This is a genomic window from Streptomyces sp. KR55, assembly GCF_052245645.1.
Classification (GTDB): domain Bacteria; phylum Actinomycetota; class Actinomycetes; order Streptomycetales; family Streptomycetaceae; genus Streptomyces; species Streptomyces flavusporus.
The window spans coordinates 55528-69336 of the sequence record NZ_JBQQCE010000002.1 but is presented as its reverse complement, the minus strand read 5'-3'; the positions used below and the strand labels follow the sequence as shown (position 1 = coordinate 69336).

General features: G+C 73.4%; 11 protein-coding genes and 1 pseudogene. 10 read left to right on the top strand and 2 right to left on the bottom strand.

Going from position 1 to position 13809, the window contains the following annotated elements; translation table 11 throughout:
* Positions 1 to 607 (top strand): annotated as a pseudogene (locus ACTWQJ_RS00640) (hypothetical protein); the annotation flags it as partial.
* A gap of 89 nt (positions 608 to 696) precedes the next feature.
* Here ACTWQJ_RS00640 and ACTWQJ_RS00635 read toward each other — a convergent pair.
* Positions 697 to 1326 carry a hypothetical protein gene (locus ACTWQJ_RS00635; RefSeq protein WP_443304632.1) on the bottom strand — a complete coding sequence of 210 codons (630 nt, stop codon included), beginning with the start codon at positions 1324 to 1326 and terminating at the stop codon, positions 697 to 699.
* 352 nt (positions 1327 to 1678) lie between these two features.
* On the opposite strand from ACTWQJ_RS00635, the gene ACTWQJ_RS00630 reads away from it, so the two are divergent.
* From ACTWQJ_RS00630 to ACTWQJ_RS00595, 8 genes are read left to right on the top strand one after another with little or no spacing between them, the layout of a single operon-like run.
* Positions 1679 to 2755, top strand: coding sequence for a DUF3344 domain-containing protein (locus tag ACTWQJ_RS00630; RefSeq protein WP_443304631.1), 1077 nt, complete (start codon positions 1679 to 1681; stop codon positions 2753 to 2755).
* Positions 2756 to 2805: 50 nt separating this feature from the next.
* Positions 2806 to 4131: a glycosyltransferase gene (locus ACTWQJ_RS00625; protein ID WP_443304630.1), complete on the top strand. Its 1326-nt coding sequence runs from the start codon at positions 2806 to 2808 to the stop codon at positions 4129 to 4131.
* A complete protein-coding gene (locus ACTWQJ_RS00620) occupies positions 4128 to 5555 on the top strand; it encodes an exopolysaccharide biosynthesis polyprenyl glycosylphosphotransferase (protein ID WP_443304629.1) in 1428 nt (475 codons plus the stop codon). Before ACTWQJ_RS00625 ends, ACTWQJ_RS00620 begins: the two co-directional genes overlap by 4 nt.
* Before the next feature lie 5 nt (positions 5556 to 5560).
* Positions 5561 to 6904, top strand: coding sequence for an O-antigen ligase family protein (locus tag ACTWQJ_RS00615; RefSeq protein ID WP_443304628.1), 1344 nt, complete (start codon positions 5561 to 5563; stop codon positions 6902 to 6904).
* On the top strand, positions 6901 to 8583 hold the full coding sequence (locus ACTWQJ_RS00610; RefSeq protein ID WP_443304627.1) for a lipid II flippase MurJ: 1683 nt from the start codon (positions 6901 to 6903) through the stop codon (positions 8581 to 8583). The genes ACTWQJ_RS00615 and ACTWQJ_RS00610 overlap by 4 nt, the downstream gene beginning before the upstream one ends.
* Positions 8567 to 9331, top strand: a complete 765-nt coding sequence (locus ACTWQJ_RS00605; RefSeq protein ID WP_443304626.1) for a polysaccharide deacetylase family protein — start codon at positions 8567 to 8569, stop codon at positions 9329 to 9331. The genes ACTWQJ_RS00610 and ACTWQJ_RS00605 overlap by 17 nt, the downstream gene beginning before the upstream one ends.
* Before the next feature lies 1 nt (position 9332).
* Positions 9333 to 10487 (top strand): glycosyltransferase, encoded by a 1155-nt coding sequence (locus ACTWQJ_RS00600; RefSeq protein WP_443304625.1) that lies wholly within the window; start codon positions 9333 to 9335, stop codon positions 10485 to 10487.
* Complete coding sequence (locus tag ACTWQJ_RS00595) at positions 10484 to 11137, top strand: lipopolysaccharide biosynthesis protein (protein WP_443304624.1); 654 nt, start codon at positions 10484 to 10486, stop codon at positions 11135 to 11137. Before ACTWQJ_RS00600 ends, ACTWQJ_RS00595 begins: the two co-directional genes overlap by 4 nt.
* A gap of 32 nt (positions 11138 to 11169) precedes the next feature.
* Here the strand turns inward: ACTWQJ_RS00595 and ACTWQJ_RS00590 are convergent, their stop codons facing one another.
* Positions 11170 to 12384 carry a glycoside hydrolase family 26 protein gene (locus ACTWQJ_RS00590; RefSeq protein ID WP_443304623.1) on the bottom strand — a complete coding sequence of 405 codons (1215 nt, stop codon included), beginning with the start codon at positions 12382 to 12384 and terminating at the stop codon, positions 11170 to 11172.
* 168 nt (positions 12385 to 12552) lie between these two features.
* On the opposite strand from ACTWQJ_RS00590, the gene ACTWQJ_RS00585 reads away from it, so the two are divergent.
* Positions 12553 to 13809: a carboxylate--amine ligase gene (locus tag ACTWQJ_RS00585; RefSeq protein WP_443304622.1), complete on the top strand. Its 1257-nt coding sequence runs from the start codon at positions 12553 to 12555 to the stop codon at positions 13807 to 13809.

Here is a 13809-nt window from a genome sequence, read left to right as displayed (position 1 = left end):
CGGCGCCTGGGCCGGAGCACTCTGCGCAGCCGGCGCCTGGTACGAAACGGTCGGGCCGGCCGGCGCCTGGGCCGGAGCACTCTGCGCAGCCGGCGCCTGGTACGGAGCGGCCGGGGCAGCCGGCGCCTGGTACGAAGCAGCCGGGGCAGCCGGCGCCTGGGCCGGAGCACTCTGCGCAGCCGGCGCCTGGTACGAAACGGTCGGGCCGGCCGGCGCCTGGGCCGGAGCACTCTGCGCAGCCGGCGCCTGGTACGGAGCGGCCGGGGCAGCCGGCGCCTGGTACGAAGCAGCCGGGGCAGCCGGCGCCTGGGCCGGAGCACTCTGCGCAGCCGGCGCCTGGTACGAAACGGTCGGGCCGGCCGGCGCCTGGGCCGGAGCACTCTGCGCAGCCGGCGCCTGGTACGGAGCGGCCGGGGCAGCCGGCGCCATGTCGGGGGCGCTGTGGCCGGTGGGTGCCTGGTACGGGGTGTTGTTGGCGTACGCAGGAGTGGCGGCACCGGCGGCGATCAAGGACCCGGCAACGACGGCGGCAGCCTTCAGGGACTTCATCGTGTTCCTTTCTTCGGCAACGCAGGTTGCCGGAGGGGATCTCTGTCGCCGTGCCTAACGAGCTGTGGTCTGGGCGGAAACCAGAGGTGCCGAAGATTGCAAGTCCTCATATGAGATCTCTGAAAGGCCGAGATCTCGCACGTGCGCTCACGGGACCGTCAACAGCACCGTCTGGGTCTGCGTCGAGGTGATGTCGGGGAGCGTGACGGCCGATGCCGGTGGCGCCGTCGTCGATGTCGACGTGCTGGGCAGCGACGTCAGAATGGGCAGGCCGGTGCCGAGCAATCCGTCGATGAGGCTCCACACCTCGTTCAGCAGGTCGTCGACCGACAGAAGCACCTGGCTTTCGTCATCGGAGGTGGTCGCCGCCTCCACGAGACTGTCGATGGCTTCCTCCAGGGCGTCCAGCTCGTCGCTCGTGAGGTCGGTGTCACGCGGCAGCACGCCCGTCGCCGGAGCCTTGGCGGCCGCCTTGGCCAGGGCGGCCTTCGCGGCGTCGCCCAGTTTCCCGGCCTTGGCGGCGGACAGTTGGCGGTCGTCCGCCTTGAGTACGGCGTTCAGCAGGTCGGTGACCGGCGCGAACTCGCTGCCGAAGGCGTTGAGCTGTCTGACCTGCGCGTGCAGCGTGTCCGCGCCGGGGAGCCGCATATCGGGCGACGCCGTACGGCTTCGCTCGCGGGCCGAGTCGTCCGCCATGGCGACGGGGCCGGTGATCCCGACCAGGAGGGCGGCGCACAGTGCGCTGGACGCCATGCACCGTGCGGGCAGAGCACGCATGGGGGGTTCCTTTCGACGGGCGTTGGATCCTGAGCCCACCGTCAGATCACCCATGGTCTCCCGCAACCGATCACAGGCTTTCCGCGCTCCCGCGTCTCCCCCGTTGCCACGTTCTGCCTGATCAGACGGTACGTCAGCCCGATTGCGCCCCGGTCCTCGTTCGGCGGAACGGCACGGGCCGTGCTCCTGGGAGTTACGCCGCCAATAGCGTGATCACCAGTGTCGTCTTTCACCATATTTGTCCGGTTAGCGACTAGAGTGACGCACCTCCCGATCACACCCCTCCGGGCGGACACATCGCACTCGTGTCGCTGCTGCCACCGCCACCTGTTCCGAAAGGGCACCGACGGTCATGCGTCATTCCCTGGGTCCGCTGCTTCGCCATGCGACGGTCGGCGTTCTCGCCCTCGCCGCGATGTGGACACCCGGCAGCTCCCTGGCTGCCGCCCCCGCACCGGAGGCGGAGAGCCTCGCGTTCGCCCAGCGGTACCGCGCACACCAGCACGGCGGCATCGTGCGCGCGGCCAACTCCTCCATCACCTGCAGGCAGAGCACGGCACCTTCGTGCCCGGACGTGCAGGGGGGCAGGCAGGGGGCGAACGGCGACTTCGACATGTTCTACATCGACGTCGACCGCGACCCGAACACCTACAACTCCTCCCGCGCTGAGGTCCGCCTCCCCTCCGGCTCCCGAGTGACGTACGCGCGCCTGTACTGGGGCGGAAACCTGCGCGTCGGCGAACAGAAGCCGCCGGAGGACAACGGACGCGTGCTGATCGCCGAACCCGGCGGTGAGTACCAGGAGCTCCTCGCGGACACGGTCGTCGGACACCGCGTGGCGGACGGCGCGGACGCCTTCCAGGCGTCGGCGGACGTCACGCGGCTGGTGCGGGAGGGCGGGTCGGGCCTGTACACCGTGGCGCAGGTCAACGTGGCCATGGGCGGATCGGCGGCCGGGGCATGGGGCGGCTGGACGCTGGTGGTGGTGTACGAGAACGCGGCGGAACCGCTGCGGCACCTCGCGGTCTGGGACGGCTTCGTGCCGCTGAAGTCCGGCTCGGGACAGGAGATCCAGCTGCGCGATCTGCGCTTCGCCGCAGGCGCCGGGGGCCGCTCGGGCCTGGTGGCGTACAACGGCGACCGCGGCACCACCGGCGACTCGCTCACCGTGACGAACGGGTCCGCCTCCATCGCCCTCGGCGACGCCGCCAACCCCCAGGACGACGTCCTGAACTCCACGATCAGTGAGCCCGGAGAGGGTGCGGCGCGGGTGCCCGCGCACGCCAACACCCTCGGCTACGACTCCGATGTGTTCGACCTCGGCAGAGTCCTGCAGAACGCCGGTGACCAGTTGACCTTCCGGCTCCAGTCCCAGCAGGACGCCGCGTGGGCCGGTGCGCTCTTCGTCGCTGTCGACGCCCAGCAGTGACCCCGTTGCCGCCCGTCCCGAGCGCCGTCGTGAGCGAGGAAGCCGCGCATATGCACCTGTCACCCATCAGCCCTCGGCTGCGGGTTCTGCACCTCACCCAACCGGTGGACGGCGGGGTCGCGCGCGTGGTGACGGACCTGGTCCGGGCTCAGCTGGCGGACGGCCTGGACGTCACGGTGGCCTGCCCCGACAGCCCGCTCACCGCGCAACTGCGGGCGCTGGGCGCGGACGTGCGGCACTGGCACGCGACGCGGTCGCCGGGTCCGTCGCTCGTGCGGGAGGTACGGCACCTCGCACGGGTCATCGACGAGGTACGCCCCCATCTCCTGCACGCACACAGCGCGAAGGCCGGGCTCGCCGGGCGGCTCGCGGTGCGCGGGCGGATTCCGACGGTCTTCCAGCCGCACGCCTGGTCGTTCGAGGCGGTCGGCGGGGGCACCGCGGCCCTGGCGCTCAAGTGGGAGCGATGGGGGGCGCGTTGGGCCGCGCGGTTGGTGTGTGTGAGCGAGGCGGAGCGGGCGACCGGCGTGCGTGCGGGGATCACCGGCCGGTGGACCGTCATCCCCAACGGCATTGATCCCGAGCGCTTCCACCCGGCCGACGCCGGCGCCGTGCGGGCCGGGCTCGCACCGCTCGCCGACGTCCCCCCGGCGGCGCCGCTCGCGGTCTGCGTGGGGCGGCTGTGCCGGCAGAAGGGGCAGGACGTCCTGCTGCGGGCCTGGGACGCCGTCGTACGCAGGGTGCCCGACGCCCGCCTCGTCCTGGTCGGCGACGGGCCGGACCGCGAGCGCTTGCGCGAACGCGCCCCGGAGTCCGTGCTCTTCGCGGGAGCCGTCACCGACGCCTCCCCCTGGTACCAGGCCGCCGACCTCGTCGTCCTGCCGTCCCGCTGGGAGGGCATGGCGCTGGCCCCGCTGGAGGCGATGGCCTGCGGGCGGCCCGTGGTGGTCACGGACGTCGACGGCGCCCGCGAGAGCCTGCCGCCCTCCTTCGCCGCCCGGTGCCTGGTCCCGCCGGAGAAACCGGCGGCACTGGCCGGGGCCGTCTGCGAGCTGCTGCTCGACCCGCTGCTGCGCGCGGCGCTCGGCGAGGCCGGCCGCCGGCATGTGCTGTCCACCCACGACGTGCGGCACACCGCCGAGGCGCTCGCGAGCGTCTACCGCGACCTGCTCGGCACCTGGCCCGCCGCCCGAGGGGCGCGTCCGTCCCGCGCGGCCATGGGGGTGCCCCCGCTCGAGCGAAGCCGAGAGTGGGGGACCACCGAGGCCCGCGGCGCTGAGCACGGTCAGCCGCCCGGCACGGGCCATGGCGCCGGGGCGAACCAGACAACACAGTGCGTCGAGCCCACCAAGCACAGGGAGTCCAGTCACTCGTGACCGCCGAACGTACCGTGCCCTCCCCCGGCCTGCCGCCACGGGACCACGGTTTCTCACCAGTTTCGGTCCTGCCGCCGCGCGGCACCGCCACCGGTTTCCGGTTCCCCGTCCCGCGCCGCCCGGCCCGGTCGGCCTCACCGGTCCCGCTGCTCGTCGCGGACGGCGTCGCCGCCCTGTCGGGCACGCTGGCGCTCACCGAGGCCCAGCGCCATCCGCTGCTCGTCACCCTGCTGGTCGTCGCGTCGCTGCTGCTGCGTCCGCGCGACGGCCGGCCGCCGGTGCCGGGGCTGCTGGAGGAACTGCCCGCCGTGTGCGGCCGCATCGCGGTGGCCTGGCTGGCGCTCTCGGCGCTCGCGGCGGCGTACCGGCCGGAGCACGCGTTGTCCGTCGGCACCGTACTGACGGGCCTCGCCCTGCAGTCGGCGGTCGGCTGTGTGCTGCGCGGAACCGTGCACGGGCGGCGGCGTGCCGCACTGCTGCGCCACCCGCACACCGCACTCGTCGTCGGCCCGGTGGCGACCGCGCAGCGCGTGGCCGCCGCCGTGCTGCGCCACCCGCGGTGCGGTGTGCGGCCCGTGGGGGTGGTCGCCGGGCAGCCGGACGGCGCCGAGGGCCTGCCGGTGCTGACGACCGGTGAGGAGGTCGAGCGTGCGGTCATCCAGAACGGGGTGCGGGCGGTACTGGCCGTTCACCCCTCCGTACGCGCCGAACAGGGGCCGCTGCTGCGGGCGCTGGCCGAGTCGGGCTGCGTGGTCTGGGAGGTCGACGCCGACTCCCCGTCGTACGCGACGAGGGAGCGGCTGGCCGGGTTCTCGTGCCGGCGTCTGGACATGTCCCCGGTGCGCCGCGGCGGCGTGGGCAAGCGGGCACTCGACATTCTCGTGTCGGGGTCGCTGTTGCTGCTGGTCAGTCCGCTGCTCCTGGCGTGCGCGGTGGCGCTGCGGATCAGCGACGGTCCCGGCGTGGTGTTCCGGCAGGAGCGCATCGGCAAGAACGGAAAGCCGTTCACGCTGCTGAAGTTCCGTACCCACCGCCCGGTCGACGAGCACGAGTCGGCGACCCGGTGGAGCGTGGCGAACGAGATCGAGATGCGCTGGTTCTGCCGTATGTTGCGGCGCACCTCCCTCGACGAGCTGCTCCAGCTGTGGAACGTGCTCCGGGGCGACATGAGCCTGGTCGGGCCGCGGCCCGAACGCCCCTTCTTCGTCGCCCAGTTCAGCCAGACCTACCCCGGTTACGCGGTCCGTCACCGCATGCGGACCGGCATCACCGGCCTCGCCCAGATCCACGGGCTGCGCGGTGACACCTCGATCGAGGACCGCTGCCGGTTCGACAACGCCTACATCGACGACTGGTCGCTGTGGCAGGACATCTGCATCCTGCTGCGCACCGCGGCCACCCTGGTGCGCCCGACGGGGGGCTGAGAGACGTGAGCCACGCCCTGACATCGCTCCCGGGCCGGGCCGCCGCGCTGACGCCGGTCCTCCCCGTGGTGGCCGTGCCCGCGCTGCTGGCCCTGCCGCTGACGCCGGACGGCGCGGGGCCCGCCGACGTGGTCTCCGGGCTGGCGGTGGTGTACTGCGTGCTCCGTCTCCTGCGCGAACGGCGGCGTCCGCTGTCGCCCGTCGCGGCCGTGGTGCTGGGCCTGCCGGTCGTGGGGCTCGCGCTCGCCGCGATGGGAGCGTCCTCGCCCCAGGCCGGGCTCACCGGCCTGGGGCGTTATCTGCAGATCTTCGTGCTCGTCCCGGCAGCCGTGCTGCTGCTGATCCGCGACCGGGCCGGGTTCCGGCTGGTGGCCTGGTCGTTCGTGGGGCTCGCGCTGTGGCAGGGGGCCGTGGGCGTGCACCAGTACGTCACCCGGACCGGCGCCTCCTACCAGGGCGAGAACATCCGGGCGGTCGGCACGTTCGGGCCGCATGACGTGATGGGCATGGCGATGGTCGTCTCGCTCGGCCTGGTGTGCGCAGCCGGGATCGCGCTGGGCCCGGCGTCCGTACGGCAGCGGGCAGCCGCCGCCGGGTGCGCGCTGGCCCTGCTGCTGCCGCTCGCGCTCTCCTTCAGCCGGGGCGCCTGGATCGCGACCGCCCTGGCGTGCGCCGTGCAGCTGGCGCTGACCGGGCTGCGGCGGGCGCTGAAGGTGGCGGCGGCCGCGGCCGCCGCGGGCGTGATCCTGGTCGGCGGGTTCGGCGTCGGCACGGCGCTTCTGCAGCAGCGGATCGACAGCATCGCGCAGGTCACCGACGCCCCCGACCAGTCCGTCGTCGACCGGTACACGCTGTGGGCGTCCGCGACCGGCATGTGGCGGCAGCAACCGCTGACGGGCGTCGGAATGAAGGGCTTTCCCGAGCACCGGGACCGGCACGCCACTCTGGCGCTGTCGTCGGGCAGCGAGATCGCGGGCGCGGGGACGGCGTACCAGAGGCAGCCGTTGCTGTCGCCGCACAACATGTACCTGCTGCTGCTGAGCGAGCAGGGCCTGGTCGGGCTGCTCGCGCTCGCCGGGAGCTGGCTGGCGTTGCTGGTGTGCGGCCTGCGCCGGCTGCTGCGCGTCCGGGACCGCGGACCGGGACTCGACTGCGCACTGGTCGGCTGCGGGCTGCTGGTCTGGCTGCTGACCGACTTCGTGTACGGGGACATCGGCGGCCCTTCGACCGTCCTGACCGCTGTGGCCCTGGGGCTCGTGGCGTGGTGGGCGCTGGCCGGCGACCAACGCGTGGACGGCGTGCCACGGGGCGGGGTGCGCGAGCGCGTCGAGGAGGCCGTGGCGCGATGACGGTGACGCCCTCGCAGAGCCCCGGATCCGCAGCCGACGGCGCGGCGACCGTACCCGCGGCGCGTGCCGCCACCCTGGCCGGGGACGGCGACGGCCCGGCCTCGGCGTCCCGGAGGTTCCTCGCCCGGGCCGCGCTCGTCACGGCGTCGCTGTCCATCGCCGGTTCACTGCTCGGCCTGGTGCGCGACCAGGCGCTGGCGCGGCTGTTCGGTGCCGGGAGCGACACGGACGCCTTCCTGGTCGCGTGGACGGTGCCGGAGTTCGCCGCCACGCTGCTCATCGAGGACGGGCTGGCGTTGGTGCTGATCCCGGCGTTCAGCATGGCGCTGGCCCGCCGCGCCCGGGGCGCCCCGGACGACCCCGTCCGCGCTCTGGTGGTCGCCACCCTGCCCCGCCTGTGCCTGGCCCTGGCCGCGGTGGCCGCGCTGGTCGCCGGTGTGGCCCCCTACCTGGTCCGGGCCCTGGCGCCGGGCCTGCCCGACCCCGGCCTCGCCGCCGACTGCACCCGGCTCACGGCGACCTGCGTGCTGGCCTTCGGGCTCGCCGGGTACTGCAGCGCCGCCCTGCGGGCGCACCGCCGCTTCCTCGCGCCCGCGGCGATCTACGTCGCCTACAACACCGGCATCATCGCCGCGATGTTCCTGCTCGGTGAACGCTGGGGGGTGCGCTCGGCGGCGATCGGGGTCGCGGTGGGCGGCTGTCTGATGGTGGCGGTGCAACTGCCGTCACTGTGGCGGCAGTTGGCCTCGCGCAAGCCGACGCCTGGCGGGGGCAGGGCCGATGTCGGGGAGCGGCCGATGCAACTCGCCCTGATCGCCGCCGTACTCCTCTTCGCGCTGTGCCGCCAGTCGCAGGTCCTCGTCGAACGCTTCCTCGCCTCCTCCCTGCCCGCCGGGGCCATCTCGCACCTGAACTACGCGCAGAAGGTCGCCCAGCTCCCGATGACGCTGTCGCTGATGCTGTGCACGGTGACCTTCCCGGTGGTGGCGCGGGCGCTCGCGGACGGCGACACCGCACGGGCCCGCAGCCGCGTGGAGCGGGATCTGGCGCTGGCCTCCTGTGTGGTGCTGCTGGGCATGTGCGCGGTGATCGCCTGTGCCCCGCAGATGATCGAACTGCTCTTCCAGCGCGGCGCGTTCACCGCGGGCGACACCGCTGCGACGGCGGCCGTCATGCGCGTGTACGCCCTCGGACTGCTGGGCCAGACGCTGGTGGGCGCCCTGGTCCGCTCGTACTTCTCGGCGGGCCGGCCCAGCTGGTACCCCGTCGCCGTGATGACCGTGGGCATCGCCGTGACGTCCTCGATCGGCGCCGCGACCGTGCGCCCCTGGGGCGTGGAGGGGATCGCCGCCGCCAACGCCATCGGCATCACCGTCACGGCCGCCCTGCTCCTCGCCGGCCTGCGCACGGCCCGGCGCAGCAGCCCCCACAGCGTCTCGATCCGCCTCCCGAAGGTCCTGGCCGAGCTGAGCAGGCCGGTGCTCGCCGCGGTCGCCGCCACCGCAGCCGGCGCGTTCGTCGCAAGCCGGTTCCAGTCCCCGGTGGCGGGCCTCGCTGCGGGCTGTCTGACCGTGACCGCCGTCTTCGTCCCGCTCATCTCGGCCCTAGGCCCTGTCGCATCCGCACTGCGCTCCGTACGCACCGTCACACGAAGGCTCACACATGGCCGCTTCCACTGATTCCCTCGACACCGGCAGAATCCCCGCCCCGCGCCCCGGCCCGGTCCCGTGGGTGGCGATGTACCACTCGGTGGGCGACTGCTCGGACGACCCCTACCGCATCACGGTCACGCCCGAGCGGCTCGACAGACAGCTGGCCTGGCTGCACCGGCGCGGACTGCACGGTGTGTCCGTGGCCGAGCTGCTCGCCGCCCGCGCCCGGGGCGAGCGGCGGAGACTGGTCGGGCTCACCTTCGACGACGGCTACGCCGACTTCGTCACCGACGCCCTGCCGCTGCTGCGCCGTTGGAACTGCGGCGCCACCCTCTTCGTACTGCCCGGCCGGCTCGGCGGCGACAACGCCTGGGACCCGCTCGGCCCGCGCAAGCCGCTGCTGACCGCGGACGGCATCCGGCGCGCGGCCGCCGCGGGCGTGGAGATCGGCTCGCACGGGCTGACCCATGTCGACCTCACCAAGGCGGACGACCTCACCCTGAAGACCGAGGTGGTCGAAAGCCGCGCGCTGATCGCAGAGTTGACCGGCGCCCGGGTCGACGGCTTCTGCTACCCGTACGGCACGGTCGACGCCCGCGCCGTCGAGGCCGTACGGGAAGCGGGGTACGCCTACGCCTGCGCCATCGACCCCGGCCCGCTGACCGGTCCGCACGCCCTGCCGCGGGTGCACGTCGGCCAGAACGACACGGCCTGGCGCCTGCACCTCAAGCACCGGCTGCACCGGCTGCGCCGCCGTCCGGTGGAGGGCCTGTGAGATGAAGGCTCTGCACATCATCACCGGCCTCGGCGTCGGCGGCGCCGAACAGCAACTGCGCCTGCTGCTGCGCCATCTGCCCGTCGACTGCGACGTCGTGACGCTCACCAACCCCGGTGCGGTCGCCGAGGGCCTCGCCGCCGACGGCGTCCGCGTCGTGCACATCGGCATGGACGGCAACCGCGACCTGACCGCCCTCCCGCGCCTGGCCCGGGTGATCCGCGCAGGCCGCTACGACCTGGTGCACACACACCTGTACCGGGCCTGCGTCTACGGCCGGCCCGCCGCACGTCTCGCCGGGGTCCGCGCGGTCGTCGCCACCGAACACTCCCTGGGCGACTCGCAGATGGAGGGCCGCAGGCTGACACCAGGCGTACGCGCGCTGTACCTCGCCAGCGAGCGGCTCGGCTCGTCGACGGTCGCCGTCTCCGCGACGGTGGCCGACCGACTGAAGCGCTGGGGCGTGCCCGCGCCCCGCATCGAGGTCGTCCCGAACGGCATCGACGTGGACCGCTTCCGCTTCGACCCGGAGCGGCGCGAGCGCACCCGCCGGCGCCTCGGCCTGCCGGAGGGCGCGTACGTCATCGGCGGCGTCGGCCGGCTCACCCGGGGGAAGCGGTTCGACGTCCTCGTCCACGCGCTCACCCGGCTCCCGGACGACCACTGGCTGCTGCTGGTGGGCGGCGGTCCCGACGAGCCCATCCTGCGCCGCACGGCCCACGAGGCCGGCGTGGCCCACCGCGTCCTGTTCACCGGCGAACGCCCCTACGTCCCCGACGGCTCCCCCGGCCCCGATCTGCCCTCGCTCACCTCCGCGATGGACCTGCTCGCGTCCCCGTCCATGGAGGAGTCCTTCGGCCTCGCGGCCGTGGAGGCGCTGGCGTGCGGTCTGCCCGTGCTCTACGCCTCCTGCCCGGCGATCGAGGACCTGCCGCCGTCGGCCGCCGTCGGCGCCCGGCGGGTGCGGGGCGGCGCCGAGGCGTACGCCCGCGCGATCGCCGAGGTCCGCGCGGCGGGCCCCTGGCCGCGCACGGCACCGGAGGTCACGCACCGCTACAGCATCACCCGCAGCGCAGCCCGCCTCATGGACGTGTATGCGGCCGCGCTCTCCAGTTCGTCGTCGTCCCTCTCACCTCTGGGAGCCAGCCCGTCATGACCACCACTCCGATCCGTCAGCGCCTGTCCCTGGCCCGTCTCAGGAAGCTGCCGTCCTGGTCCGTGCTCGCGGCCGGCACCCTCCTCGGGGGCCTGCTCGGCGGCACGTACGGCCTGGTCACACCCCCCAAGTACACGGCCACCAGCTATGTCATCGCCGTACCGACCGACAAGTCCGGCCCGGAATCCGCGCTCGGTTTCGCGCAGGCGTACGGCCGGGCCGCCACGCAGCTCGCCGTGCTCGGGGACGCACAGGTGTGGGCGCGCGTGCCGGTGCGGACGCTGCAGCACAGCGTCCGCACGGCGACCTCGCCGGACGCGCCGATGGTCGCCGTCTCGGCCACCTCCTCGCGCCCCGGCCTCGCCGTCGACATGGCCAACGCGGTCTCCCGCGCACTGACCCGGCACGCGGACGACACCAGCAGCAACACCCAGGTCCGGCTGGTGCAGTTCTCGCGGGCGGTGAAGCCGACCGAGCCGACGTCCACGTCGCCGGTGGTGACCGCTCTGGTGGGCGCCAGTGCGGGCGGGCTGCTGTGCGGTCTGGCGCTGCTGGCGCGGCCGAGGCAGACCCGCCAGGACGACGACCCGCTCCCGGCCGCCTCGGTGCCGGGCCCGGCCGCCGCCGCCGATGTGCGCGGACAGCGGTGACGGCGGTGGACCCGATCGAACGCCCGGCGGCGCTACCACCAGTCGAAGCGCACGCAGAGCTTCCCGCCGAGCCAGTGCTCGATCCAGCTGCCCATGTCCACCGGCGTGCACTCCTCCTCCGGGGCCGGCGGTGTGACGGGCGGGGTCGGCTCGGGCGTGGGTGGTGTGGTGGGCGGCGTCGCCTCTCCGGTGCCGCCGAAGAAGGACCGGTAGAGGCCGGACGACCTCGGGTTGTCGTCCTCGCACTGCCACACACCGTGCGGGCAGTAGTCGGTCAGCGTGTTGTAGAGCGGCCGGTGCTCGCCGATCCACACGAGCATGCGCCGCATGTACTCGGCGTTGTCGCCGTTGCGGAAGAGTCCCCATTCCGGATACGAGATGGGTTTTCCGTGGGCCTTCGCGAAATCCACATGGTCCTGCAGCCCGTAGGGCTCATTCACCTGCTGGTCGAACGACTTTCCGGCCGGCTGGTCGTAGGCGTCCATGCCGATGATGTCGACCGTGTCGTCGCCCGGATAGCACTCCGTCCAGGGAATGGCGTCCCTGCCACGGCTCGGCGTGAAATCGAACCGGAACCTCTGGCCCGGCACCGAACGCATGGTGGTGACGATCCTGTTCCAGTACTTCTTCCACGCCTGCGGGTCCGGACCGCAGCGATGGGTGTACGTGGTGCCGTTCATCTCCCAGCCGAGCACCAGGACCGTGTCCGGCACCTCCAGCTGGACCAGCCGCTCGGCGAGGGCACGGAAGTGGTGATCGAACTCCCCGGCCGCGCCCCGCCGCAACAGCTTGCGCACCTCGGCGTCGGAGACGCCCCCCTCGTTGCGCTCCTGCAGGGGGACGTTGAGGACGAGCATCCGGTCGTCCTCCTGGTTGCGCCAGTTCGCCCACACGTTGAGGAAGCCGGGGGCACCCTCGATGTCGCGCCAGCTGTTGCCGGGCAGGTAGGTGTGGCCGACGCGGAGCTCGGCACGGCCCAGCCAGTGGCTGAACCGCGGCATGCGGGCCACGCCACGGGCGTCGGAGCCGAGGAAGGCACCGAAGGCCGGAACGTCCCTGCCCGGCGCGGGCCTGGGGATCAGGGGCGCGGGAGCCGCCGGGACGGGTGCCGGAGGGCGAGCATCGTCACCCCGCACCACCCCCACCTCCGCCGGGGGCCCGGACGCCAGGACTGCCGACGCGGCTGCGACCGCCACCGCGCCCGCGGCCAGCCAGCGGACCCGGATCCGCTTGTGGTGAGGGGCCATGCTGTTCCTTTCCTCAATCTCCTCCGGCCTTCCGCCGCAGCTTCTGCTTATTGACCAACCGTCACATGAAGTCAGGCACAGGAAAACCAATGGCGCCACTGCCATTGCGGCTTTCGAGTGCTGCGCCCGCCCGTGCGGGTGATCCGATCCGTTAGAAAGAGAGATTTCGTGCCGCTACTCGACACCCGCGTCCCCGCCGTACTGCTACGAATCGACCGGAATCCTTTTCACCACGGCACGCTGGGAGCCGTGCGGTCGCTCGGCAGGGCGGGAGTGGAGGTGCATGTCGTCGCCGATTCAGCGAGAAGTCCGGTCCATGCGTCGCGTTACGTGCGTCAGATGCATCCCCCGCCGCTCCCGGGAGCCTCCCCGGACGACATCCTCGGCGTGCTGCGCCGCGTGGCCGACCGGATCGCGCGTCCGGCCGTCCTGGTCCCGATGGACGACGCGTGCGCCGTCGCCGTGGCTCGGATGCGGACCGACCTCGCGCCCTCCTACCTGCTGCCGACGATGCCGGGCACGCTGCCCGAACGCGTGGCCGACAAGGCGGAACTGGCCGCCGTGTGCGCGTCCGCGGGCGTCCCGCACCCGATGACGCTGGTCCCGGACAGTGCGGCACGGGCCGCCGCCGACGCGCGGCAGCTCGGGCTGCCGCTGGTGGCGAAGTGGAGCCGGCCCTGGCTGCTGCCGGCCGGCAGCGGGCTGCGCAGCACGGTGCTGGTGCGCTCCGTGCAGCAGGCCCGCGAGCTGTATCTGCGCACCGAGGATGCGGGCAGTCGGCTGCTGCTGCAGGCGTACCTGCCGCCGGGGCCGAACCGGGACTGGTTCTTCCACGGCTATGCCGACCGCTCGGGCACCCTGCGCGCGGGCGGGCCGGGCCGCAAGCGGCTGGACTGGCCGCGGGGAGCGGGGCTGACCGCGGTGGGCTGCTGGACACCCAACCCGCAGGTGCAGGCGCTGGCCGAGCGGCTCACCGGCGAGCTGGGCTACCGCGGCATCTTCGACCTCGACTTCCGCCGCTGCGGCACGACGGGCAGCTATCACCTGCTCGACTTCAACCCGCGCCCCGGCGCGCAGTTCCGGCTCTTCGCCGACAGCGCGGGACTGGACGTCGTACGCGCCCTGCACCTGGACCTGACGGGCCGTCCGCTGCCGGACGGGGCCCCCATGGCCGGGCGGACGTTCGTGGTGGAGAACTACGCGCCCCTCGCGGCACTGCGTGCGGCGCCGGGCGGGCGCGAACTGGCCTGGTACGCCCGCGACGACCGCGCGCCCGGATGGGCGATGTGGGGCCTGTGGTGCCGGCATGTGTCCCGCCGGCTGCGTGAGCGGCTGGGCGCGACGGCGGCGGCACCGGCGGCGCCGCGGCTCATCCCCCGGGCGTCCTCGCCCTCCCTGACCGATAACGAGAAAGCGAGCAGTTGA

Coding starts and splice junctions, on each gene's coding strand:
- ACTWQJ_RS00635 (WP_443304632.1), bottom strand. CDS start 1,326: ATGCGTGCTCTGCCCGCACGGTGCATGGCGTCCAGCGCACTGTGCGCC.
- ACTWQJ_RS00630 (WP_443304631.1), top strand. CDS start 1,679: ATGCGTCATTCCCTGGGTCCGCTGCTTCGCCATGCGACGGTCGGCGTT.
- ACTWQJ_RS00625 (WP_443304630.1), top strand. CDS start 2,806: ATGCACCTGTCACCCATCAGCCCTCGGCTGCGGGTTCTGCACCTCACC.
- ACTWQJ_RS00610 (WP_443304627.1), top strand. CDS start 6,901: ATGACGGTGACGCCCTCGCAGAGCCCCGGATCCGCAGCCGACGGCGCG.
- ACTWQJ_RS00605 (WP_443304626.1), top strand. CDS start 8,567: ATGGCCGCTTCCACTGATTCCCTCGACACCGGCAGAATCCCCGCCCCG.
- ACTWQJ_RS00600 (WP_443304625.1), top strand. CDS start 9,333: ATGAAGGCTCTGCACATCATCACCGGCCTCGGCGTCGGCGGCGCCGAA.
- ACTWQJ_RS00595 (WP_443304624.1), top strand. CDS start 10,484: ATGACCACCACTCCGATCCGTCAGCGCCTGTCCCTGGCCCGTCTCAGG.
- ACTWQJ_RS00590 (WP_443304623.1), bottom strand. CDS start 12,384: ATGGCCCCTCACCACAAGCGGATCCGGGTCCGCTGGCTGGCCGCGGGC.